This window comes from Parviterribacter multiflagellatus, assembly GCF_056863265.1.
Window position 1 is genome coordinate 572,684 of record NZ_JBXPIZ010000001.1, and the last position, 22,791, is coordinate 595,474.

Sequence of the window (22,791 nt, forward strand, 5' to 3'; positions counted from 1 at the left end):
CTAGGCCGCCACGGCGGCAGGGCTGAGCTGGCGGCGGCGCGTCGTCGCCAGCAGCGTCCCGAGCGCGATCGCGGCGACCGCCTGGAGGAACGGCCCGCGCGCGGTCTGCTCGGCAAGCACCCCGCCGAGCGCCGCGCCGCCCGCCAGCCCGCCGCCGATCGCGCACGACGTCCACGAGTAGGTCTCGGTCAGCGTGCCGGGCGGGGCGAGGTCGCCGATCAGCGCCATCGCGCCGGTGAGCGACGGCGCGATGAGGCCTCCGGCGAGGAAGAGGAGTGGCGCGAGCACGAGCGGCTCGGTCGTGACGAGCAGCATCGCGTGCGCGGCGGTGAGGACCGCGAACTGCGCCGCGAGCGCCCGCGGCGGGTCCGTGGGCTTGGGCCGGCGCGCGACGACGAGGCCGCCGACCATCGAGCCGGTCGCCCAGACGCCGAGGAGCACGCCCGCGATCCCGCGCGCGTCGGCGGCCTCGGCGATCGCGGCGACGCCGACCTCGATCGACCCGAAGCCGACCCCCATCCCGAAGAGCACGAGGAGCATCGTCCGCACGGGCGCCGCGCTGAGCGGCCCGAGGAAGCTGTGGTGCTCGCGCGCCGCGCCCCGCCACGCGCGGACGATCGGCCGCGTCACGTACAGCGCGACGCCGGCGAGCAGGATCACGGCGCTCACCAGCAGCGCGAGCCGGCTGTTCCACGTCCCCAGCCCGCCGGCGAGCACGGCCGGCCCGAGCGCGTACGTGGCCTCGACCCCCGCCGAGTGCAGCGCGAAGACCCGGTGGCGGTCGTCGGGGTCGAGCTCCGTCGTCCAGATCGCCCGCACGTTCGACCCGCCCGGCGGCATCGCGAGGCCGGTCAGCAGCGCAAGGACGACGATCGCGCCCGTCGGCGCGCTGTCGGGCAGGACGGCGATGGCGACGAGCAGCGCCACGACCGCGACCGTCATCCCGACCATCAGCGGGACCTGGCCGTGGCGGTCCATCAGCCGGCCCACGACGGGCGCGCTCACCGCGAGGCCGAGCGCGAACGCGGCGGACGCCAGGCCGGCGATCGCGAACCGGTCGGTGAGGTGCTCGACGTGCAGGAGGAGCAGCAGGCCGAGGCCCGTCACCGGGATCGTCCCCAGCAGCGAGCCGGCCAGCGGCCCGGGCACGCCGGGCGTCCGGAGCACGGCGCGCAGCGACACGGCTACCCGGCGCTGTTGGCGAAGCGGGGGTTGAACGCCTGGTCGACGTCCGGCGCCTCGTCGACCAGGCCGAACTCCACGACCCACGCCGACCACGCGTCCAGCCGCTCCTTGTCGAGCATCCCGAAGCGCGGCACGCCGGACGTGAACGCGGGGGAGACGGCGCGCAGCTCCTTCATGACCTGCGCGCGGTCGGTGCCCTTGACGCGGCTGACGAGCGCCTCGACGCCAGACTCCGGGTCGGTCAGCGCTTCGTCGTAGCCCCGGCGCAGCGAGGTGACGAGGCCCTGGACGAGGTCGGGCGAGTCCTGGATGGTCGTGGCGAGCGCGCAGATCACGAGCTCGGGGTACGCGGGCGCCCCGTAGCGGTCGACGCGGAACTCGCGGACGCCCGGCAGCTCCTCCTCGGCGGCGAGGCCCTCGGCGTTCCAGAAGGCGGTGACGGCGTCGACCTTGCCGCTGACCAGCGAGGGCACCGCCGTGAAGCCGATGTTCGTCTTCTCGACCTTGGCGGGGTCGGCGTCCGAGCCGCGCAGGACGGACTCGAGGACCGCGTCGTCGCTCGGCAGCCCGGCCACGCCCGCGCGCCTGCCCTCGAGGTCCTTCGGCGTCTTGATGCCCGGCCGGGCGAGGACGGCGGCCAGCGGGCGCTGCACGATCGCCATCACGCCGACGATGTCCGCGCCCTTCGCGCGGGCGAGCGCGAGGTCGCTGATCGAGAGGATCGCGAAGTCCGCCCGGCCGGCCTGCAGCAGCCGCACCGAGTCGGTCGTCTCGGACGGCGGGCGCACGCGGAGGTTGACCTGCTCGGCCCCGTCGTAGTCGCGCGCCAGCGCCGTGTAGATGCCCGTATGGACCGCGTTCGGCGTGAAGTCGAGCACGAGCGAGGCATCGTCGGTGCCGCTGCTGGACTCGCTGCCGCAGGCGGCGAGGAGCAGGGTCGAGGCGACGGCGGCGAGGAGGGCGAGGGGGCGGGTTGTCACCGCGCGAGCATAGGCGCGCGGCAGACGCATGCGGCGTCATACACTCCGCCCGAGTGCGCCGCCGCGTCACCTTCTCGCGCAACGTCACGCTGTCGCTCTCGCGGACCTGCGTGTCGCACTGCAAGTACTGCGCCTTCCAGACGCACCAGCCGCACCTCCACGAGCCGGACGAGGTCCTGCGGCTGCTCGACGGCGCCGCGCGCCGCAACGTCAAGGAGCTGCTCGTCCTCACGGGCGACGATCCCGATCACCATCCGGGCGTCCGCAAGAAGCTCGCCGAGCTGGGGTTCGAGGACTTCGTCGCCTACGTCGTGTGGTGCTGCGAGCAGGGTCTGGAGCGGGGGCTCCTCCCGCACACGAACCTCGGCGCGCTGGCCAAGGACGACCTCGCCCGCCTGCGCGAGGTCACCGCGTCGCAGGGGCTGATGGTCGAGTCGACGCGGCCGGACCTGGTCGCGCACCAGGGCTCGCCGACCAAGGATCCGGCGCTGCGCCTGGCGACCGTGCGCGCCGCGGGGGAGCTGCGGATCCCGTTCACGTCCGGGATCCTCGTGGGGATCGGCGAGACGGCGGCGGACCGGCTGGAGGCGCTCGAGGCGCTCGCCGCGCTGCACCGCGAGCACGGGCACCTGCAGGAGGTGATCCTCCAGAACTTCGTCCCGCACCGGAAGTACTACGGCGAGGAGCCGGCGGAGATCGCCTCCGCCGCCGCCGAGGCGTACTGGAAGTCGGGCCTCCACACCGGCCCGGACGTCCCCGCGCCGGCGTGGGCGTCGCCGGTGAGCCTGGACGACATGGTCGGGCTCGTCCGCGACGCGCGCGAGATCCTCGGCCCGGACGTCGGCATCCAGGTCCCGCCGAACCTGTCGGACTGGTGGCCGCAGCTCGTGGCCGCGGGCGCGACCGACCTCGGCGGCCTGTCGCAGAACGGCGACCACATCTCGCCCGAGCACCCGTTCCCGTCGCCGCACCAGGTCCGCAAGACGCTCCAGAAGGACGGCGTCGCGCTGACCGAGCGGCTGTGCGTCTACCCGCAGTACATCGACCCGGAGTGGGTCGCGCAGGGCGTGCTGGACGTGGTCAAGCTCAAGTACTGGTCGTTCATCCCGCGGCGCGGCAGCGGCCGGACCGACGCCCCGTTCGCGATCAGGCAAGACCTCGTCGGCCCGGCGACCGAGAAGGCGCGCGACGGCGGCGCGCTGTCGGCCGAGGAGCTCACCGCGATGTTCGCGTCCACCGACGCCGGGGCGATCGAGGGCATGCGGCAGGCCGCGGACGAGCTGCGCGCCGAGCTGGCGGGGGAGACCGTCACGTTCGTCGTCAACCGCAACATCAACGTGTCGAACGTCTGCGTCGTCGGGTGCGCGTTCTGCGGGTTCGGGCAGGGCAAGCGCTCGCCCGACGCCTACCAGCACGACGAGGCGGAGTTCCGCTCCCGCATCCAGGACGCCGTCGCGTACGGCGCGACGGAGCTGTGCATCCAGTCGGGCATCCACCCGGACTGGACGATGGACGACTACCTGCGCTACCTGCGGATCGCGAAGGACGAGGCGCCGCACCTGCACCTGCACGCGTACTCGCCGATGGAGATCGCGCACATCTGCGACATCTCCGGGCTGCCGCCGGCCGACGTGTTCGCGGCGCTGCAGGACGCCGGCCTGGGCTCCACGCCGGGCACCGCGGCCGAGGTGCTCCACGACGGCGTGCGCGAGCGGATCTCCCCGAACAAGCTGCCGGTCGCGCGGTGGGTCGAGATCATCGAGGCGTCGCACCGCGCGGGCCTGCGCTCCACCGCGACGGTGATGTTCGGCCACATCGAGGAGCCGTGGGAGCTGGCCGAGCACCTGCGGGTCGTGCGCGAGCTGCAGGAGCGGACGGGCGGCTTCACGGAGTTCGTGCCGCTCTCGTTCATCCCGTTCATGACCCTGCTCGGGCGCACGCACGGCGTCGAGGAGATCTCGCGCGAGGAGAACCTCAAGCACACCGCGGTCTTCCGCCTCGCGCTCGGCAAGACCGTGTCGTCCCTTCAGGCGTCGTGGGTGAAGATGGGCCTCGACGCCGCCACGGAGGCGCTCCGCTGGGGCGTCAACGACCTCGGCGGCACGTTGATGGAGGAGTCGATCAGCCGGCTTGCGGGCTCCTACCACGGCGTCAAGCTCGACCCGCCCGAGCTGATCGCCGCGGCCCACCGCGCCGGCCGCCCCGCGGCCGAGCGCACCACGCTCTACGACCTGCGCCGCACCTACCCGCTCCCGCTCGCGGCCTAAGGGGGAACCGGCGCGCCGGCCGCGCCGTTCTGACACGCTGCCGTCTCAGTAGGACACGGACGTGTGCGTGAGGGGGAGCCGATGAGGCAGTGGGTCACGGGGTTGGTCATGGCGGTCGCGGTGGCGCTGGCGCTGCCGGCGGCTGCGCCGGCGCAGGACGCCGCGCAGTTCGGCCTGGCTGAGGCCGAGACCGGTCGCATCGGGTCCTCGAACGCCGGCGCGCACCCGACGGTGTGGTCGCGCTTCAAGTTCAAGACGAACTGGCTGGGCCTCCCGCTCGGGACACCCCAGCGCGTCGCGGTGGACATGCCGTACGGGCTCGTGGGCGACCCGAGCGTCATCCCGCACTGCTCGATGGAGGACTTCAAGGCGCACGCCTGCGCGCCGCAGTCGCAGGTCGGCGTGGCGGACCCGCAGGCCGTCGTGCTCGGCCAGCGCACGAACCGGCCGATCTACGTCCTCGAGCACGACGGCGGGGCGGGCACCGCGCTGTTCGGCATCGACGTCGACCCCGTCCTCAACGTCTTCTCGTACTACCGGATCTACGTCCGGCCCGACGGCGGTCTGCGCCAGATGACCGACCCGCTGCCCCAGCAGCCGACGCCGCTCATCTCCAACAAGCTGACGCTGTGGGGCGTGCCGGCCGACGAGAACCGCTGCAACCCGGAGCATCCGGAGTACGGCGGGCCGCTCAGCACGCCGTACGGCTACGCGTGCGGGAACGACGCCGATTGGGAGCGCAAGCCGTTCATGACCTCCCCGACCGACTGCACCGTGACGCCGAGCTCCCTGATCCGCGCGTGGTCCTACGAGGGCGGCTACGACGAGCGGCGCGTGTTCCAGCAGCACCCGCCGCTCGACTGCGAGAACGTCCCGTTCGAGCCCTCGGTCCGCGTCGCCCCGACCAACCCGTCGTCCGACGGCGTCAGCGGCATCACGGTCGACCTGGACGTCGCCCAGAACGAGGACCCCGACGGCCGCGGCGCCTCCCACGTCAAGCACGTCGCGATGACGCTGCCCGAGGGCGTCTCGATCAACCCGGGCGCGGCGGTCGGGCTGGAGACGTGCCCTGACGCGGCGTTCGGCAAGGGCGCGGACGGCGCCCCGACCTGCTCGGCGGCGTCCAAGGTCGGCACGGTGCGGATCACGTCGCCGCTGCTCGACGACCCGCTCACCGGCGACGTCTTCATGGGCGCCGAGCAGCCGGGCGCGCGGTTCCGCCTGTTCGTCTACGCGCACGGCCACAACGCCGAGGTCAAGCTGATCGGCACGCTGCGGCCGGACGCGCGCACCGGGCAGATCACCGCGATCTTCCGCGGCGCGCCGCCGCTGCCGTTCTCGAACTTCCACCTCGAGTTCCGCGGCGGTGAGCGCGGCGTTCTCGCGATGCCGGTCTCGTGTGGGACGAAGACCGCGAGCGCGGCGATGACGCCCTACCGCGGCGGCGCGGACGTCGTGCCGACCGCCTCGTTCGACGTCGCGGACTGCCCGGCGCCCACGCCGTTCGGGCCGGGCGTCGAGGCGAGCGTCACGTCGACCCAGGCCGGTGCCCACGCGCCGCTGACGATGACGTTCACCAAGCCCGACAAGCACGACGCGCTCGCGGGCCTGAGCGTCGACCTGCCGCCCGGGCTGCTCGCGAAGGTCCGCGGCGTGCCGAAGTGCGGCGACGCCGACGCCAGCGCGGGCACGTGCCCGGAGGCGACCCAGGTCGGCTGGGCGCGCACGTCGTCCGGGCCGGGCGGGGCGCCGCTCACGCTCGACGGCAAGGTCTTCTTCACCGGCCCGTACAAGGGCGCGCCGTACGGGCTCGCGGTCGCGGTGCCGGCGAAGGCCGGGCCGTACGACCTCGGCGTCGTCGTGGTGCGCCAGGCGCTGCACGTCGACCCGACCGACGCGCACGTCACGGTCGTCAGCGACCCGCTCCCGACCATCCTCGAGGGCGTCCCCCTGCGGCTGCAGCGCATCCAGGTGACGGTCGACCGGCCGGGCTTCACGCTGAACCCGACGTCGTGCGCGCCGCTCAGCTTCCGCGCGAGCCTGACCGCGGTCGGCGGGGCGCTCGCGTCGCCGGCGGCGCCGTTCCAGGCCACCGGCTGCGAGCAGCTCCCGCTCAAGCCGAAGCTGGCGATGTCGCTCACCGGCCGCAACGAGCTGACCGACGGCAAGCACCCGGGCGTGAACGCGTCGCTGACGCAGGCGGCGGGGGAGAGCGGTCTGCGGAAGGTCTCGGTGACGCTGCCGCTGTCGCTCGCGCTCGACCCCGACAACGCGCAGGCGCTGTGCGAGTACGAGGCCGGCCAGCGCGTCGCGTGCCCCGCGTCGTCGATCGTCGGCCACGCGACCGCCGAGTCGCCCGCGCTCAACGCGCCGATCTCCGGCCCGGTCTACTTCGTCAAGCACGTCCGCATCGGCGCGAGCGGGCGGCCGATCCGCACGCTGCCGACGCTGCTGGTGACGCTCCGCGGCGAGATCGCGCTGAACCTGCGCGCGACGACGGCGGTCGAGAAGGACCGGCTGGTGACGACGTTCGAGCCGCTGCCCGACGCGCCGATCTCGAAGTTCGACCTCAAGATCGCCGGCGGCAAGCACGGCATCCTCGCGGCGGTCGAGGACGTGTGCGCCAAGCGCCAGGTCGCGAGCGCGGTGTTCGACGGGCACAGCGGCAAGCGGTTCGCGTCGCGGCCGGCGATCGCGCTGCCGTGCGGGATGCGGGTCGCGTCGCGGACGTGGTCCTCGCGCGCGGTCACGCTGCGGCTCAGCGGCGCGCAGCCGGGCCTGCTCGTGGTGACCGGCAGCGGCGTCAAGCGCACCACGCGGACGCTGCGTGAGGCGGGGACGGCGACCGTGCGGGTGCCGCTGACGGCGAAGGGCCGGCGGGCGCTCGCCCGCAAGCGCGGCGCGGTGAAGCTGCGGGTCGCGTTCACGCCGAAGGGCGCGACCGCGGCGCGCGTGACGAAGACGACCGTCAAGCGCGCGCACCGCGCGAAGGTCAAGCGGAAGCGCGGCTAGCGCCAGCTCGGGCGGCTCGCGGGCGCCGACTTGCCTCCGGGCGTCAGGCATCCGCCGCGCCCGTCCGAGCCGTGCGCGCAGAAGTAGCGGATGACCTCGCAGTTGCGCACGCGGAAGCGGCTGACGAGCCGGATGCGCGCGGTGTCGCGGCCCGGGCCGCAGTCGATCGTGCCCTTGCCGTAGAACGCCCACACGAGGTCGCTCCCCGGCCCGGCCTCGACCCGCGTCGTGCCGTGCGACGGGTAGATCCAGTCGTCGCCGCCCTCGCCGAGCAGCGTGTCGCGCTGCGCGCCGTTGTTGTTGTGCGGATCCCAGTCGCCCCACAGGACGTCCTCGCCGGGCCCGCCGCTGAGGTGGTCGGAGCCGTGGTGCCCGAGCAGCTCGTCGTTGTCCGGGCCGCCCGCGCGCGTGTGGTCCTCGCTGTCGGTGACCTTCCACAGCACGCCCGTGATCGCGGGCCACCCGGCGTGCGAGACCTTCTCCCCGCCGCCGGGCGTGCGCCGCCCGTTCCCCGGCCCGCACTGCTCGCCTGGCGCGAGGCCGGCGCACAGCTCGTACCCCGGTTCGTCCTCCTCATGGTCCGCCGCGGCGGGAGCTGCGGCGGCGGTCAGGGCGAGCAGGGCGAGGAGGAGCAGGGGGAAGCAGCGCACCTCCAGGTAGTCGGCAGGTCGGCGTCAGGGTGTTGGCAGCGGCTCCGGCTTGCCGGCCTCGTACAGCCAGTCGGTGAAGAACGCGTCGAGGTCGCGGCCGGCGATCCGCTCGGCCAGCGCCGTGAAGTCGGCGGTGGTGACGACGCCGTAGCGGTTCTCGGCGTACCAGGCGCGGAGGATCGCGAGGAACGTCGCGTCGCCGACGATCTGGCGCAGGCCCTCGAGCGTCATCGCGCCGCGCGTGTACGTCGCCTGGTGGAAGAGCTGCTCGGCCGTCGGGCGCGCGGGCGGGACCGTCCACAGCTGGCTGGTCGCCGGGCGCGCGTAGTTGGCCGCGAACTGCTGGGCGGTCGACGGGGCGCCGTCGTGGCGGGCCGACCAGTCCCACTCCGCCCAGGTCGCGAAGCCCTCGTTGAGCCAGATGTCGACCCACTCCTTCGGCGTCACCGCGTTGCCGAACCACTGGTGCGCGATCTCGTGCGCGACGGTGTCCGCGGCCGGCGGGCGGTCGTAGTTGGAGATCGACTGCGACTCCAGCGCGTACCCGACGAAGTCCGCCCGGTCGACGGCCGCGCCGACGAACGAGAACGGGTACGGCCCGAACCGCTCGGCGAAGCTCCCCACGATCTGCGGCTCGCGCGCGAGTGACGCCGCGACCGCGCTCTTCTCCGCCGGCGTGAACGCGCTGTCGACCGCGTCGAGGACCCGCACGCCGCCCGGCGCGACCCCGCGCTTGACGTCGAACCTCCCCATCGTCGCGGTGGCCAGGTAGCTCGACATCGGCCGCGTCTCGCGCCAGTGCCACAGCGTCCGGCCGAACGCGGTCAGGTTCCCGACGAGCGCGCCGTTGCCGACCACCGTCACGCCCGCCGGCACGGTCGTCCACACGTCGTACGCCGCCTTGTCGCGCGGCGTGTTGTTGTTGGGGAACCAGGCCTGCGACCCGATCGGCTCGCCGACCACGAACGCCCCGTCGTCGGTCGGGAACCAGCCCTCCTGCGACCCGTCGGGATCGGTGATCGGCCCCGGCGTGCCGTCGTAGCTGACGGTCACCACGAACGGCAGCCCGCGGTGCAGCGCCCGCCGCGGCGTGACGATCAGCTTGGTGCCCTCGCGGCGGAACGTGGCGGGGAGCGCGTTCACCCGCACGCCGCGCACGGTCAGCCCCTCGAGGTCGAGGCTGAAGTCCGACAGCGCCTGCGTCGCGCGCGCGGTCATCGTCGCGGTCGCGTCGAGGGCGTCGGTCGCCGGGTCGTACCGCAGGTTCAGCGCGTAGTGGAGCGCGTCATAGCCGCCGTTGCCGATCTGGGGGAACAGCGGATCGCCGATCGAGCGGGCGCCCGACGTCGGCGTGGTGGGCGTGGCCGCGGGTGCGGCGGAGGCGGCGAGCCCGAGCGCCAGGCTCGCCGCCACCGCGGCCGCGGTGCGTCGTACGGGGAGGGCCATCCCCGGACCCTCTCACCGCACCACGCACCGGTACATGGACCGTCGGGCCGACCTACCGCAGCCGGAACCCGACCAGGCTCGCGTCGTGATCGGACGACGCGTATGGATCCGGGTCGTACAGCGCGTCGAACCCGTCGTACTGCTCGGGCCCGGCCTCGTCGGTGTTGATGTGCCACTCGGTCGCGCCGGTCGCCTTGCGGGCCAGCGAGCGGCTCGCGAGCGCGTGGTCGAGCACGCCCTGCTTGCCGTCGAACACGTACGAGTAGCGGCCGAGCCCGCCGAACCGCCCGTGCAGGTTCGTCAGCCCGCCGCGCTCCAGCGTGCGGATCGGGTCCTCGCGGCTGTACGCGTTGAGGTCGCCGACCACGAGGACGTCGTCGTCGCCCGTGGCCTCACGGAGGTGCTCGATGAACTCGAGCAGCGCCTGCGCCTGCTCGACGCGCGTGGCGTTGTAGCAGGACTGGCCGTCGCCCTGGTCGAGGTCGCCGCCCGTCGCGGAGCCGCATCCCTTCGACTTGAAGTGGTTGGCGATCACCGTGAACGTGTCGCCGCCCGGCCCGCGGTAGGTCTGCGCGATCGGCACGCGCGCGATCCCGATGAACCGCTCATCGTTGAACGCGACCGGCGCGCCGACCCGCTGCACCTTCGCGGGCTGGTAGATCTGCGCGACGCGGATCTCGTCGGTGTTGCCGAACGGCTGCGGCACCGGCGACTTGGCCCACTTGGCGTGGCCCGCGTCCGCGTTGAGCGCGGCGACGAGGCGGTCGAGCGCCGCGTCCGGGTCGTTGCCCAGCGACGGCTCGTCGGTCGTGTCCTGGATCTCCTGCAGCCCCAGGACCGCCGCGTCCTGGCCGTTGATCGCCGCCACGAGCTTGGCCTCCTGCTGCGCGAGCTCCTCCGGGCTGTCGGCGCCGCGGTCCTCGCTCCGCCCGAAGGTCAGGAAGTAGTTGAGGACGTTGAACGAGCCGGCCTTGAGGTTGCCGCCCACGCTCGCGGGCCTGGCGGGGCGCGGGTTGCGCCCGGTGTCGAAGGCGACGCGGCCGGTCGGCTGGACGCGGAAGGCGTCGAAGTCGACGTGCAGGACGCCCTCCAGCGGCGTGGTGAGCCGGTCGCCGCGGCGGCGTGGCTCGGCGTCGGACGTGAAGAGCGTCGGGCTCAGGTTCGTGGACGAGCGCCCGTCGTCGAGCACGATCGTCGCGTCGGCGTTGAGCTGATCCGCCGCGCGCGCCAGGCGGCCGGGCGGCAGGATCTCCGTCGGCTGCACGAGCCGGCCGAGGCTGCTGAGCAGGACCTCGCCGAAGCGCAGGTTGTAGAGGTCGGTGACCGTCAGCCGGTCGGTGGAGCGGACGCGCATCGACTCCAGCCGCTCCAGGCTGGTGCGGGAGCGGGGGAGGTCGAGCTCCTGCGCCCGCGGGAGCGGCGCGCCGGTGCCGCACGGGGTGACGGTGACGTTCGTCAGCTCGGTCAGCGTCTCGGTGTGGGCGTCCTCGCGCTTGAACTCCACGACGTCGCCGCGCACGCGAACCGTGTCGCCGGCGGCGGGCTGCTGGGCCGCGACGGGGGCGTAGACGAAGATCGCGTCGCTCGTGCGGCGGTCGCCGTCGCCGGCCGGGTCCTGGAGGAAGAAGCCGCTCAGGCCGGGGAACGAGCCGACGACGACGCCCTTCGTGCTCACGCGGGTCCCGGCGCTCGGGCTCGTCGCGCCCGTGCCCTGGATCGCCGGGATGGCGGTCGTCGGGTCCTCGCAGCGGCCGGCGGTCTCGAAGCCGATGGCGTCGTCGAGGCCGTCGGCGGTGCGGATGGTCAGCGCGCAGAGCGCCTCGCGGGGGAGCGCGCTGACCGGATCGACGCGCCACTGCGTCTTCTCGCCGGACGCCATGAAGGGCTGCACGGCGTCCCCGCACGTGAGCGCGAACTGCGGCTCGGCGACGTCCTCGGAGAACGTGACGGTGATGTCGGTGTCCTCGGGCACGCCGCGCGCGCCGTCCTCGGGCGTGGTGCCCGTGACGGTCGGGGGCCGGTCGCCGCCGCACGGCGCGAGCGGGCTGGCGGTCGTGCGCGGGCTCGGCTCGGCGCTGGTGAAGTCCGCGGCGTTGTCGTCGGTGTCGGTGCAGCCGCCGGTGGTGCGCGTGGCGGCGGTGGCGTTGGTCGTCGCGGGCGCCGCGGCGGAGCCCTCGTAGAAGTTCGCGGTGCCGTAGCCGACGAGGTCGACGATCCGTGCGCGCTGGTCGGCGTCGCAGGGGAGCGAGCCGCCGTTGCAGCCCAGCGACTGCGCGCCGTCGGCGAGCGCGACCTTGCCGCCGGTGCCCGAGAGGTTCAGCCCGCCGGTCGCGTCGGCGGCCGGGAGCGGCTGCCCGTTCCCCGCGCCGGGCGCGAGCTGGACGAGGAACGCCTGCCCGGGCTGGAGCGTCGCGTCCGGCAGCGCGACGGCCTGGAAGGCGCCGGTGCCGGTCGCGCTGGCGTACTGCACCGAGCGCCCGTTCGTGGTCACGGGCGTGTCGCCGCGGTTGAACAGCTCGACGTAGTCGTGCGTGTACGCGGCGCCGCTGTTCCCTCCGCCCCCGTACGCCTGGGCGATCACGAGGTCGGCGGGGGCGGCCTGCGCCGTGGCGGGCACGGCGGCTGCGGCGGCTGCGAGCGCGAGGCTCAGGGCTGTGCGTCGGATCATCGCTCCGGGGACGTTCGCGGAGCTTCCCTGCCGCCAGGTTGCCCGTCCGTGAACGGGCGATGATGCCCTACTCGACGCGCTGGCGGAGCACGCTGGCGCCAGGCAGCTCGTCCTCGGTGCCCCGCGCGACCGCGGTCGCGACCTCGTGCTCGCTGGTGCGCGCGCCGTCGTAGACGATGACCAGCGCCTCGTCGCCAGGCCGGAGGTACGTGGAGGCGCCGAGCGGCGTGTAGCGCGTGGCGCCGATCCCGACGAGGACGCGCTCGGGTCGACCGGCGCGGGCGAGGAGCGCCCCGACGTCCTCCAGCGGCGTGTCGGGCGCGCCCTGCTGGTGGTTCAGGCGGTCGGCGATCCAGTCCAGCAGCCGCGTGCCGTAGTACGAGTAGCCGGGGAGCGGCGAGTCGACGCCGTACGCCTCCGCGCGGCCGTCACGCCGCAGGAAGCTCGCCAGGCGGAGCGTCCGCGTCGCGCCGTCCGCCTCGATCTCCTCGACCGGGACGAACCGCTCGGCCACGCCCTTCGACGCCGCGCCCCAGTTCTTCTTGACGCTGATCTTCGGCGCGCCGGGGCGGCGGATCGAGCAGTCGTCGAACGCGCCGATCGCCACCGGCCGCAGCGCCTGCACCGCGCGGTCTTCGCCGTACACCACGTCCGCGAGCAGCCCGACCTCCGGCTCGATCTGGAGGTTCACCGGCTCCGGCGCGTCCGCCGGCCACGCGATCGTGTCGTGGCTGAGCGGGAACGTCCCGAGGAACGTGTCGGCGCCCGGCACGTACCAGGGGAAGATCCCCTTCGGGGCCTCTGGGGTCGCGGCGGTCACGGACGTGAAGTCCGCAGCCTCCCCGGCCTGCTCGAGGTGCCCGGCGAAGTTCCCGGCCACCCCGAAGCCGAGCACCCCGCGCAGATCGTCGAGCTCCAGCTGCATCGCGGCGCGGGAGCCTACGTGAACAGGTCGTCCGCGCGCGCCCGAACCAGCGGCCCGACCCCCGGGCCGTCGCCGTCGAGGAGGTGGCGGTCGAGGCCGCGGACGACGACCGCGGGCTCGCGCGCGGCCTTGCCGGCGCGGGCGAGGTCGGCGGCGGAGGCGGCCTCGTCGGCGATCGCGATCACCGACGCGCGCAGCTCGCGGCCGTGCGCGTCGACGCTCCCGCGGAAGTCCTCCAGCGGCGCGAGCCCCGCGACCCCGATCGCCACGTCGGCCTGGCCGGTGCGCCAGGCCCGGCCGAAGGAGTCGGCGATCACGACGCCGCAGCGCACGCCGAGCGCGGCCCGCAGCACCCGCGCGCTCGCGTCGGGGTCGACCGGCAGGAGCACGACCGAGCCGTCCGCCACGTTCGACGCGTCGACGCCCGCGTTCGCGCACACGAAGCCGTGGTGGGTGCGGCAGATCAGCACGCCGCGCTCCGCGCGCACGACCTCCGCCGACTCGCGCAGGACGACCTCGACGTGGCGTGGGTCGTCCTTCCCCAGCGCCGCCGCCAGCTCGACCGCGCGCGGCGACGGCGTGACCGACGTGAGCGCGACGACCCGCCCCTCGGCCTTCGACACGATCTTGTGGGCGAGCACCACGACGTCACCCTCCTGGACGTGCGGCCGCAGCAGCGCCGCCAGGTCGTCGCCCGCCGCGACCTCCGGGATCCCGGGGATCGCCGCCGCGGAGATCACGCCGCGCGCGTGCGCTCGACCTGCGCGAGGTCGTCGAGCGTGTCGACGTCGTGCGCGAACGCGACGCGATCCTCCACCACGCACGGCACGCCCGCCTCCAGCGCGAGCCTCGCGTGCCGCTCCCGCGATCCCGGCCCGAACGCGGGCGCGAGCGCCGCCGGCGGCGTCAGGAGCAGGCCGTTCGTCCCCGTCCCGTGGCGGTCCGCGAGCACGACCACGCCCGGTTCGTCCACCGCGTGCGCCCGCAGCAGCTCGTCGACGTCGGCGCTCGTCATCAGCGGGCAGTCGCCGGCGACGAGCAGGACCCGCAGCGCGCCCAGCTCCACCGCCCGAGCGACCCCGAGCGACGCGGCGGCCGAGTGGCCGAGCAGCCCGGGCTCGTGCACGACCTCGGCGCCCACGCGCCGGGCCAGCGCACCCGCCTCGAGGTCGGACGTCACGACGAGCACGTGGTCGACCTGCACCGCCGCGCACACCGCGTCGAGCACGCCGCTCGCCATCGCCCGCATCAGCTCGCCGCGGTCGTCGCGCTCCAGCCGCTGCTTGGCGTTCGCGAACCGCTTGATCGGAAGGACCGCGACGGTGGTCACGGGTCGGACTGTAGGGCGAGCGCGAAGGCCAGCACGTCCCGCGCGACCCGCTCGCGCTCCTGCGGCGTCGACAGGAGCGTCGGCGCGCGCAGCGCCGGGACCGGCAGCGCGACGTCCTCGTCGGTCACGAGCCCGTCGAGCAGCCCGCCGTACACCTCCGCGATCCCGCCCGCGTCGCACGGCACCCCGCGCCACTCCAGGAAGGCGCGCGTCGGGCCCTTGAGCACCTCGCCCGCGACGATCGGCGACACTGCGACGACGGGCGCCGCGGCCTCCCGCAGCGCGTCCGCGATACCCGGCACGGCCAGGATCGGCCCGATCGAGATGACCGGGTTCGACGGCCCGATCACGATCGCCCGCGCCCGTCGCAGCGCCTCCAGCACCTCCGGCGACGGCCGTGCCTCCGACGCGCCGTCGAACCGCACGTCCTCGACCGGCCCGTCCGCGCGCTCGCGGATCATGAACTCCTGGAAGGGGAACCAGGTCCCGCGCACCTTGACCGCGGTCCGCACCGGCCGGTCGCTCATCGGCAGCACCGTCGCGGGGACGCCGAGCCGCCGCGCGAGCCCGCGCACGCACTCGGTCAGCCGGGCGCCGGACGCGAGCTCCTCCGCGCGCTGCAGGCAGATCGCGAGGTCGCGGTCGCCGAGGTTGAACCAGACGTCCTCGCCGATCGCGCGCAGGCCGTCCATCGTCGCGAACGTGTCGTCGCGCAGGCCCCAGCCGCGCTCGTCGATCAGGTCCGCGAGCCAGAACGTGACGAGGTCCGGGTCGGGGGAGACGTGGCTGCGGTAGATCTCGACGTCGTCGCCGGTGTTGGCGATCACGACGAGCTCGTCGCCGACGACGTCCTGCATCCCGCGGGCGAGCTTGGCGCCGCCGGTGCCCCCGGCGAGCACGACGACGGTGGAGCGGTCGGGCATCGGCGGGCGACTGTAGCCTGCCGCAGATGGAGGCAGCGATCGGCGCCGAGCGCACCAGCGAGTTCACGGTCGAGGGGCTCCTGCTCACCGACGTGGGCGGGACGATCCCGACGAAGGTCCTCTCGACGCCCGGGATGATCGCGATGATGGAGCGCAACGCGGCCATGCTCGCGCTCGAGCACCTCCCCGACGGCCAGGCCACGGTCGGCTTCGAGGTCTGCATCAAGCACGTCGCGGGCGCCTTCGAGGGCGCGTCGTGCGTGGCGCACGCGCGCGTGCGCGAGGTCGCGGACGGGCGCAAGTGGCGGTTCGACGTGGAGGTGCGCGAGGGCGAGCGGGTCCTCGGCGTCGGCACGCACGAGCGGCGGGTCGTGCAGGGGGCCTCGGCCGCGTGACCGACACCGTCCGCATCCGCGAGGTCGGGCCGCGCGACGGGTTCCAGAACGAGCCCGAGATCATCCCGACCGACGCGAAGATCGAGCTGATCGACGGGCTCGCGCGGACGGGCCTGACGCGGCTCGAGGTGACCTCGTTCGTCCGCCCGGACGTCATCCCGCAGCTGGCAGATGCGCAGGAGGTGCTGCGCGGGATCGACGTGCCGCCCGGCGTCGCGCGGACGGTGCTCATCCCCAACGAGCGCGGGCTGGAGAATGCGCTCGCCGTCCGGGACCGCTTCGAGGAGGTCAACGTCTTCCTCAGCGCGTCCGAGACGCACAACCGCAAGAACGTCAACCGCTCCGTCGACGAGTCGCTCGCCGCGCTGGAGCGCGTCATCCCGCGCGCCCGGGAGGCCGGGCTGCGCGCCGAGGCCGTCATCGCGACGTCGTTCGGCTGCCCGTACGAGGGCCACGTCCCGCCCGCGCGCGTGTTCGAGATCGCCGCGCGGCTGATCGAGGCGGGCGCGGAGGAGATCGGGTTCGGCGACACGACCGGCATGGCGAACCCGGTGCAGGTGCGGTCGTTCTTCGGCGAGGCGCGCCGGGTGCTCGGCGACGAGGTCGAGCTGACCGCGCACTTCCACAACACCCGCGGGCAGGGCCTGGCGAACGTGCTCGCGGCGCTGGACGCCGGCTGCCGCTCGTTCGAGTCGTCGTTCGGGGAGCTGGGCGGCTGCCCGGTCCCCGCGGGCGCGACCGGCAACATCGCCACCGAGGACCTCGTCTCGATGCTGCACGAGATGGGCCTGGCGACGGGCGTGGATCTCGTCGCCCTGGTCGCGGTCGCGCGGCACGCGCAGGAGATCCTCGGCCGCCCGCTCGGCTCCCACACGCTGACGGCCGGGCCGATCGACTGGCGCGAATGAGCGTCGCGCGGGACATCGCGGCGCTCGCTTCGATGGACCGCGGTTCGGCGAGCGCGGGGGAGAAGGCGGCGGCGCAGTGGGCGTTCGGCCGCTTGCAGGAGGCGGGCATCGAGGACGTCGCGCTCGAGCCGTACCGGTGGCCGCGCACGTACGCGTGGACGCACCTGCTGCACCTCGCGGGCGGCCTCCTGCCCCGCCTGTCGCACCGCGCGGCCGCGGCGGCGGTCTACGAGCTGGCGGTGTCCGGACGCCTCGACCTCCTGCCGCGCGTCCTCCCGTCCGGCCACGGCCTCAACTGCGTCGCGCGCATCCCGGCGCGGGGGCGGGTGGAGCGGACGTTCGTGCTCGTCGCGCACCTCGACGCGCAGCGCTCCGGCCTCGTCTGGCACCCGCGCCTCATCTCCACCGGGACCTCCACCCGCCGCCGGGCGCAGGCGCCGGCGGGCCTGGCCGCCGCCCTCGCGATCCTCGCCGGCCGCCGCGCGCCCCTGGCCGCGATCGCCGCGCTCCTGCTCGACACCGCGCTGCGACCTCCGGTGCCGGGCGCCAACGACAACGCCTCGGGCGTCGCGGCCGTGCTCGAGTGCGCGCGCCGGCTCGCGGCCGATCCCCTCGACGGGTGCGAGGTGCTCGTCGCGCTGGTCGGGGCGGAGGAGTCGGGGATGGGCGGGATGCGCGCCTTCCTCGCCGAGCACCCGCTGGAGCCCGCGCGGTCGTTCGTGCTGGGGCTCGACACGGTGGGGAGCGGCGTGCCCGTCGTCGCGCGGGCGGAGGGCACCGTGCTCTCGCACCGCTACCGCGCGGCCGACCTCGCGCTGGTCGACCGCGGCGCGCACGCCGCCGGCTTCGACGCCCCCGAGCGCTGGCGCATCGGCGCGTGGACCGACCCCGTCCTGGCCCGCTTCGCGGGCGTTCCCGCGGCCTCGCTGCTGTCGGTCGGTGCCGACGGCGCCTACACGCACTACCACCGCATGTCCGACCTCCCCGAGCACGTCGACCACGACTGCGTCGCGCGCTGCGTGGCGATCGCGGAAGGCACCGCGCGGTTGTTCGCCTGCGGCTGACCGGCCGCCGGACCGTCACCTGATCACCTGGATCTCGGGGTGGGTGGCGAGGAGGGTCTGCGTGAAGACGAAGTTGAAGGCCGCGATGCCGAGGAGCGAGATCACGACGGCCTGGTTGACCGCGCGGCCGACGCCCTCCGCGCCGCCGCTCGCAGTCATGCCCTTGTAGCAGCAGACGATGGCGACGATCGCGCCGAAGCCGGTGCACTTGACCACCGAGCCCCACAGGTCGGTGGTGCTCGCGTTGGTGAAGAAGGTGGCCCAGAACGGGCCGAGCGGCGCGCCGTAGACGAGCGTCGCGATGATGCCGCCGAACACGCCCCAGATGAGGGCGAAGACGTCGAGCAGGCCGGTGAGGATGACGAGCGCCAGGAAGCGCGGGACCACGAGGTTCTTGACCGGGTCGACGCCGAGGACCTGCAGCGCGTCGAGCTCCTCGCGGATCTTGCGCGCGCCGAGGTCGGCGGTGATCGCGGTGCCGGCGACGCCCGAGACGATGATCGCGGTGATGAGCGGCGCGAACTCGCGGATCGAGGCGAGCACGAAGATGCCGCCGAGGCGGTCGAGCGCGCCGAACAGCACGAGGAAGTTCGCGCCCTGCAGCCCCGGCGCGCCGTAGCCCGCGCACACCGTGCTGACCAGCAGCGGGAACCAGCACAGCTTCAGCGCGAAGAGGAACTGGCTGACGAACTCGCCGCCCCACGGGAACGGCGGCCGGACGGCCGCGACCAGCGTCTTGCCGGTGAGGACGACGACGTCGCCGATCTCCTCCGCCGCCTGTCCGAGCCGTGCCGCCGCGTGCGCCATGCGGCGGAGAGTACTAGAGAACTAGAACTCTAGATCACTAGCGCTCTCCGGTACCGTGGCGGCGGATGGCTGAGGCGTGGCTGCGTGACGCGGGGATCGGGCTGGACCGGGCGTTGGAGGCGCCGGTCGGGCTGCAGCTCGCGTGGGGGCTGCGGGCGGCGATCGGCGCGGGCCGGCTCGTGCCCGGCGAGCGGCTCCCCGGCGCGCGGGAGCTCGCCGACGCGCTGGGCGTGAACGTCAACACCGTGCGCTCGGTCATCGGGCGGCTGGTCGACGACGGGCTGCTGGACGTGCGTCACGGCGCGGGCACGTACGTCGCGAGCGCGCCGCGGTCGTCGGGTGCGCCGGCCGAGCTCGTCGAGCGCGCGCGCCGGGCCGCGCTGGACGAGGGCGTCGACCCGCGCGAGCTGGCCGCTGCCCTCTACGCCGGCGGTGCGGAGCGGCCGCGGGCCGGCACCGCCGCCGCCCGCCGCCGCGAGCTGCGGGCGGAGATCGCGGTGCTCGAGCGCGTCCTCGCCGACCTGCAGGAGCGCCACAACCTCGTCCCCGCCGCCACCGCGCCCGCACCCGCCGCCGGCCCGCGCCTCCTCGACATCGACGCGCTCCTCGACGCGCGCGACGACGTCGCGCGCCGCATCGCGGAGGTCGCGGCAGCGACGCTCCCGCCGGAGCTGCGCGAGGGCGACGCGCCGGCGAAGGCCGCGAAGCCGCGCGCGACCACCGCTCCCGCTCCCCGCACCCGCCCCGCGACCGCCTGACCGCCGGTCGCTCGGGACGGCGGTCGCCGGCGCGCGCGCCCGACCCCCTGGCACCCCCCGAGGTCCCCGCACGACCGGGGATCACCCGATGACGCGCGACCGCGCGCCGGACACGCTGCGGCGCATGCTCCCGATGACCCGCTCCCTCCTCGCCGCCGGCGCGCTCGTCAGCGCGGCCGTCGCGCTGGCCGCGCCCGGCGCCGCGCAGGCGACGATCTACGAGGCCGAGTACGAAGCCGACCTCGAGCTGACCGCGACGTACGCCCACCGCTACTTCATGGAGAAGCTCAACCCCGAGTACCAGAAGGAGGTGGTCTGGGATGCGGGCACGACGGTCCGCGCGACGATCCCGCACATCCTCTTCCGCGACGGCAAGCTCATGACGCCCAAGCGGACCGGCGGCGCCACGCAGACCGCCGACGGCACCGTCTCGCTCGCCGACCGCTGGTGGGACGAGGCCAACCAGCGCACCGTGCGTCGCAAGCTCGACTGCGCCGCGGCGCCGATGGACCACCCGGGCCAGGCGCAGCTGGTCGACGGCGGCCACGGGCCGGACGGGCAGAGCTTCCGCGTGCGGTTCGCGGAGGTGCTGCCGATGGGTGTGGAGGACTGCGTCGGCGATGCGCCGACGCCGGACGGGTTCGACCTGGGCGGGCTCCAGTCGTACCGGCGCCCGGTCGGCGAGGCGATGCTCGACGCCGCCTTCACGCTCCCGGGCGAGACGATCGGGATGGGGCAGATCATCCAGGTCGTCCACGCGGCGGCGTTCCAGAAGACCCCGGCCTTCTGCCCCGACAAGCGCGAGAGCGACATCGAGAACACGCAGGCGTGCACGTTCGACTGGCACGCGAAGATCACGTTCCGCAAGGTCGGCGAGCACCACTTCTACGAGCAGTGGCCGGACGACGTGCCGCGCGGTGGGGAGCAGCCGGCCCCGCCGCCCGTCCCCGCGCCGCAGGGCCCGACGGCCCCCGGCACCACTGGTCCCACCAGTCGCGCGACTGGTTCGACCAGCGGCCAGCGCGTCGTGGCCCCGAAGCGCGTCGTCGTCCACCCGAGCGGCCGCAGGCTCACGTTCGCCGCCGTCTGCCCGGCCGGGTGCAGCGGCACCGCGAAGATCAAGGGCGCGGGCGGGAGGGGGCTCGCGACCCGCAGCTTCCGCGTGAAGGCGGGTGCGCGGACGGTCTCGGTCGCCGTGCCGCGCAGCGTGGTGAAGCGCGCGCGGAGCGTCGTGGTGACGCTCACGCCGAAGGGCGCGAAGGCGGTCACGAGCACGGTGGCGCTCCGGCGCTGAGGCCGGGGCCGCGCGGACCCCACATCTCTGGGAGGGGACCGCGCGCCCGGCGGACCCCCGATGCCCGCGCGCGCCGCCGGCGCGAGCATCGCCGCCATGCTCTCCCGACGACTCCTGCCGAGCGCCGCGTCCGCCGGCGCGGCGCTCGCGCTGATCCCCGCAACCACCTCCGCGCAGGGCCCGATCTACGAGGCCGAGTACCGCGTCGACGTCGACGTCATGGCGACGTGGAAGTACGCGCGCTTCGAGGAGCGCGGCACCGACTGGCAGCACGAGACCGACCTCGCTGCGACCGCCCGGCTCACCGGCACGATCGAGAACGTCCTGTTCCGCAACGGCGCGCTCGTCACCGCGAACATGGGGCTCGTCGACCAGCACCTGCAGACCAGCGGCTTCCTGGAGGAGCGGGTCTGGAGCGAGCAGCTCCACACGTGGGTCAAGGACCGCGACCGCTGCGCCGGCGACCACCGGTCGGGGATCGGCTCGAGCCGGCTCGAGGTCGACCCGGCCGCGCCGCCCGCGCCCGGCGGCGGCCAACGCGTCGTCCTGCGCATCGCCGACGCCGCGGGCGGCTCGCTGGACTGCGACGGGACCGACCGGCAGATCGAGCTCGCCAGGCCCGCGGCGCAGCTCGGCGACGGCCTCTTCGACGCGCGGTTCCACCTGCCCGCCGAGGCGCTCGGGATGGGGAAGATCATCCAGAACGTCGCCTCGACGGCGCCGCAGAGCAGCCCCGCGTTCTGCCCGCACGAGGACGACTGGACGTACCGGTGTGAGTTCGCCTGGAGCGGCACCGTGACGTTCACCCGCACGCACGAGGAGCAGTTCCCCGGCAGCCCGCAGCCCGGCCCGGCCACGCCGCCGCCCGGCCCGCCGATCAACGCCGAGGGGCTCCGCACGGCCGTCGAGGACTACGTCAACCAGCCCAAGCCGAAGCCGATCAACGCCGAGGGCCTGACCGCCGCCGTCGAGCGGTACGTCAACGGCGACCTCAAGCTGACTCCAGGATGCGCGACCGCGTGCTCGGGCACCGCCGCGCTCCTCATCGGCGGCGCCCGCAAGCCCGCCGCGACCGTGAAGTTCCGCGCGAAGGCGGGGCAGAAGACGGTCAGGCTGAGGCTGAGGCCGGCGGCCCGGCGCGCGGTGAAGCGGGCGAGGAAGGCGAGGCTCGTGGTGACCACGAGGCCGCACGGCGGCGGCAAGGCGACCAAGCGCACGCTGCCGGTGAAGGGCTAACGCCTAGATTCCCGTCCCATGGCTGAGATCAAGCGGGTCGGCGTCGTCGGCGCCGGCCTGATGGGACACGGGATCGCTCAGGTGGCCGCGGAGGCGGGCTACGACGTCGTCCTCAGGGACGTCGAGCAGCGCTTCGTCGACAAGGGCATCGCGAGCATCGAGAAGCTGCTCGCGAAGGCGGTCGAGAAGGGCAAGACCACGCAGGAGGAGGCCGACGCGGCGCGCCAGCGCATCACCGGCACCACCGAGCTGGAGACCCTCGCGGACCGCGACATCATCGTCGAGGCGATCCCCGAGGTCCTCGACCTCAAGCGCGCGCTGTGGAGCGAGCTCGACGGCATCGCCAAGGCGGACACGATCTTCGCGACGAACACGTCCGCGCTGAGCGTCGTCGACCAGGCCGCCGCGACCCAGCGCCCCGACCGTTTCGTCGGCCTGCACTTCTTCAGCCCCGTCCAGCGGATGGCGCTCGTCGAGGTCGTCCGCGCGATCACCACGTCCGACGAGACGATGGCGGCCGCCGAGCAGTGGGTCACCGGCATCAAGAAGCAGCCGATCCCCACCCGCGACACCGCCGGCTTCGTCGTCAACCGCCTGCTCGTCCCGTACATGGCCGACGCGATCCGCGCGCTGGAGGAGGGCGTCGGCACGGCGGACCAGATCGACGCGGCGATGAAGGCGGGCGCCGGCCACCCGGTCGGGCCACTGATGCTCAACGACCTCGTCGGCCTCGACACGCTCCTGAAGACGTGCGAGAACATGTACGAGGAGCTGCGCAACGAGCGGTTCGCGCCGCCGCCCACGCTCCGCAAGCTCGTCGCCGCCGGCTGGTTCGGCCGCAAGACCGGCAAGGGCTTCTACGACTGGTCCGGCGACGCGCCGGTCCCCAACGCCGCCGCCGCGCGATAGCTCCTCGGGGGGTTCCCCGATGTGGAGCGGGCGT

Annotated in this window: 19 protein-coding genes; 9 read left to right on the forward strand and 10 right to left on the reverse strand. The window is 74.3% G+C overall.

The features are described 5' to 3' along the window. Entirely contained in the window at positions 1-1,182 is a 1,182-nt protein-coding gene (locus tag AC1UE5_RS02540; RefSeq protein ID WP_482920490.1) for an MFS transporter, read from the reverse strand. Positions 1,183-1,184: 2 nt separating this feature from the next. Further along, positions 1,185-2,165 carry an ABC transporter substrate-binding protein gene (locus tag AC1UE5_RS02545; protein ID WP_482920491.1) on the reverse strand — a complete coding sequence of 327 codons (981 nt, stop codon included), beginning with the start codon at positions 2,163-2,165 and terminating at the stop codon, positions 1,185-1,187. Between the two features lie 53 nt (positions 2,166-2,218). On the opposite strand from AC1UE5_RS02545, the gene cofH reads away from it, so the two are divergent. Then, complete coding sequence (gene cofH, locus AC1UE5_RS02550) at positions 2,219-4,432, forward strand: 5-amino-6-(D-ribitylamino)uracil--L-tyrosine 4-hydroxyphenyl transferase CofH (RefSeq protein ID WP_482920492.1); 2,214 nt, start codon at positions 2,219-2,221, stop codon at positions 4,430-4,432. Positions 4,433-4,513: 81 nt separating this feature from the next. Beyond that, positions 4,514-7,444, forward strand: a complete 2,931-nt coding sequence (locus AC1UE5_RS02555) for a hypothetical protein (RefSeq protein WP_482920493.1) — start codon at positions 4,514-4,516, stop codon at positions 7,442-7,444. Here AC1UE5_RS02555 and AC1UE5_RS02560 read toward each other — a convergent pair. The 7 genes from AC1UE5_RS02560 to cofD form a co-directional block, all read right to left on the reverse strand. Further along, the gene (locus AC1UE5_RS02560; protein ID WP_482920494.1) at positions 7,441-8,094 is read right to left on the reverse strand and encodes a calcium-binding protein; all 654 of its coding nucleotides are present in this window, start codon (positions 8,092-8,094) and stop codon (positions 7,441-7,443) included. The genes AC1UE5_RS02555 and AC1UE5_RS02560 overlap by 4 nt on opposite strands. A 24-nt stretch (positions 8,095-8,118) precedes the next feature. Then, positions 8,119-9,540, reverse strand: coding sequence for a M1 family metallopeptidase (locus tag AC1UE5_RS02565; protein ID WP_482920495.1), 1,422 nt, complete (start codon positions 9,538-9,540; stop codon positions 8,119-8,121). 52 nt (positions 9,541-9,592) lie between these two features. Next, positions 9,593-12,208: an ExeM/NucH family extracellular endonuclease gene (locus AC1UE5_RS02570; protein ID WP_482920496.1), complete on the reverse strand. Its 2,616-nt coding sequence runs from the start codon at positions 12,206-12,208 to the stop codon at positions 9,593-9,595. Positions 12,209-12,275: 67 nt separating this feature from the next. Continuing rightward, positions 12,276-13,133 carry a DUF5718 family protein gene (locus tag AC1UE5_RS02575; RefSeq protein ID WP_482920497.1) on the reverse strand — a complete coding sequence of 286 codons (858 nt, stop codon included), beginning with the start codon at positions 13,131-13,133 and terminating at the stop codon, positions 12,276-12,278. A gap of 14 nt (positions 13,134-13,147) precedes the next feature. Continuing rightward, positions 13,148-13,873 carry a coenzyme F420-0:L-glutamate ligase gene (cofE, locus tag AC1UE5_RS02580; RefSeq protein WP_482920498.1) on the reverse strand — a complete coding sequence of 242 codons (726 nt, stop codon included), beginning with the start codon at positions 13,871-13,873 and terminating at the stop codon, positions 13,148-13,150. After that, positions 13,870-14,463 (reverse strand): 2-phospho-L-lactate guanylyltransferase, encoded by a 594-nt coding sequence (cofC, locus tag AC1UE5_RS02585; protein ID WP_482920499.1) that lies wholly within the window; start codon positions 14,461-14,463, stop codon positions 13,870-13,872. The genes cofE and cofC overlap by 4 nt, the downstream gene beginning before the upstream one ends. Next, positions 14,460-15,386, reverse strand: a complete 927-nt coding sequence (cofD, locus tag AC1UE5_RS02590) for a 2-phospho-L-lactate transferase (protein ID WP_482920500.1) — start codon at positions 15,384-15,386, stop codon at positions 14,460-14,462. Before cofD ends, cofC begins: the two co-directional genes overlap by 4 nt. A 26-nt stretch (positions 15,387-15,412) precedes the next feature. Here cofD and AC1UE5_RS02595 point away from each other — a divergent pair, with 26 nt between their 5' ends. The 3 genes from AC1UE5_RS02595 to AC1UE5_RS02605 are packed head-to-tail and all read left to right on the forward strand — an operon-like array spanning position 15,413 to position 17,753. Then, entirely contained in the window at positions 15,413-15,781 is a 369-nt protein-coding gene (locus tag AC1UE5_RS02595; protein ID WP_482920501.1) for a thioesterase family protein, read from the forward strand. After that, a complete protein-coding gene (locus AC1UE5_RS02600; protein ID WP_482920502.1) occupies positions 15,778-16,689 on the forward strand; it encodes a hydroxymethylglutaryl-CoA lyase in 912 nt (303 codons plus the stop codon). Before AC1UE5_RS02595 ends, AC1UE5_RS02600 begins: the two co-directional genes overlap by 4 nt. Next, complete coding sequence (locus AC1UE5_RS02605) at positions 16,686-17,753, forward strand: M28 family metallopeptidase (RefSeq protein WP_482920503.1); 1,068 nt, start codon at positions 16,686-16,688, stop codon at positions 17,751-17,753. The genes AC1UE5_RS02600 and AC1UE5_RS02605 overlap by 4 nt, the downstream gene beginning before the upstream one ends. A 15-nt stretch (positions 17,754-17,768) precedes the next feature. Here AC1UE5_RS02605 and AC1UE5_RS02610 read toward each other — a convergent pair whose 3' ends face one another. Then, on the reverse strand, positions 17,769-18,560 hold the full coding sequence (locus tag AC1UE5_RS02610; protein ID WP_482920504.1) for an MlaE family ABC transporter permease: 792 nt from the start codon (positions 18,558-18,560) through the stop codon (positions 17,769-17,771). A 65-nt stretch (positions 18,561-18,625) separates the two neighbouring features. Here AC1UE5_RS02610 and AC1UE5_RS02615 point away from each other — a divergent pair, with 65 nt between their 5' ends. From AC1UE5_RS02615 to AC1UE5_RS02630, 4 genes are all read left to right on the forward strand, one after another. Further along, positions 18,626-19,318, forward strand: coding sequence for a GntR family transcriptional regulator (locus AC1UE5_RS02615; RefSeq protein ID WP_482920505.1), 693 nt, complete (start codon positions 18,626-18,628; stop codon positions 19,316-19,318). An 88-nt stretch (positions 19,319-19,406) separates the two neighbouring features. Then, positions 19,407-20,612, forward strand: a complete 1,206-nt coding sequence (locus AC1UE5_RS02620; RefSeq protein ID WP_482920506.1) for a hypothetical protein — start codon at positions 19,407-19,409, stop codon at positions 20,610-20,612. A 96-nt stretch (positions 20,613-20,708) separates the two neighbouring features. Further along, entirely contained in the window at positions 20,709-21,848 is a 1,140-nt protein-coding gene (locus tag AC1UE5_RS02625; RefSeq protein WP_482920507.1) for a hypothetical protein, read from the forward strand. An 18-nt stretch (positions 21,849-21,866) separates the two neighbouring features. After that, a complete protein-coding gene (locus AC1UE5_RS02630; protein ID WP_482920508.1) occupies positions 21,867-22,757 on the forward strand; it encodes a 3-hydroxyacyl-CoA dehydrogenase family protein in 891 nt (296 codons plus the stop codon). Positions 22,758-22,791 lie beyond the last annotated feature (34 nt).

What these genes read in the sequence shown, in the direction of transcription:
- AC1UE5_RS02570 (WP_482920496.1), bottom strand. Translation starts at nt 12,208, where the DNA reads ATGATCCGACGCACAGCCCTGAGCCTCGCGCTCGCAGCCGCCGCAGCC.
- AC1UE5_RS02625 (WP_482920507.1), top strand. Translation starts at nt 20,709, where the DNA reads ATGCTCTCCCGACGACTCCTGCCGAGCGCCGCGTCCGCCGGCGCGGCG.
- AC1UE5_RS02555 (WP_482920493.1), top strand. Translation starts at nt 4,514, where the DNA reads ATGAGGCAGTGGGTCACGGGGTTGGTCATGGCGGTCGCGGTGGCGCTG.
- AC1UE5_RS02575 (WP_482920497.1), bottom strand. Translation starts at nt 13,133, where the DNA reads ATGCAGCTGGAGCTCGACGATCTGCGCGGGGTGCTCGGCTTCGGGGTG.
- AC1UE5_RS02630 (WP_482920508.1), top strand. Translation starts at nt 21,867, where the DNA reads ATGGCTGAGATCAAGCGGGTCGGCGTCGTCGGCGCCGGCCTGATGGGA.
- AC1UE5_RS02610 (WP_482920504.1), bottom strand. Translation starts at nt 18,560, where the DNA reads ATGGCGCACGCGGCGGCACGGCTCGGACAGGCGGCGGAGGAGATCGGC.
- AC1UE5_RS02615 (WP_482920505.1), top strand. Translation starts at nt 18,626, where the DNA reads ATGGCTGAGGCGTGGCTGCGTGACGCGGGGATCGGGCTGGACCGGGCG.
- cofD (WP_482920500.1), bottom strand. Translation starts at nt 15,386, where the DNA reads ATGCCCGACCGCTCCACCGTCGTCGTGCTCGCCGGGGGCACCGGCGGC.
- AC1UE5_RS02620 (WP_482920506.1), top strand. Translation starts at nt 19,407, where the DNA reads ATGACGCGCGACCGCGCGCCGGACACGCTGCGGCGCATGCTCCCGATG.
- AC1UE5_RS02605 (WP_482920503.1), top strand. Translation starts at nt 16,686, where the DNA reads ATGAGCGTCGCGCGGGACATCGCGGCGCTCGCTTCGATGGACCGCGGT.
- AC1UE5_RS02595 (WP_482920501.1), top strand. Translation starts at nt 15,413, where the DNA reads ATGGAGGCAGCGATCGGCGCCGAGCGCACCAGCGAGTTCACGGTCGAG.
- AC1UE5_RS02565 (WP_482920495.1), bottom strand. Translation starts at nt 9,540, where the DNA reads ATGGCCCTCCCCGTACGACGCACCGCGGCCGCGGTGGCGGCGAGCCTG.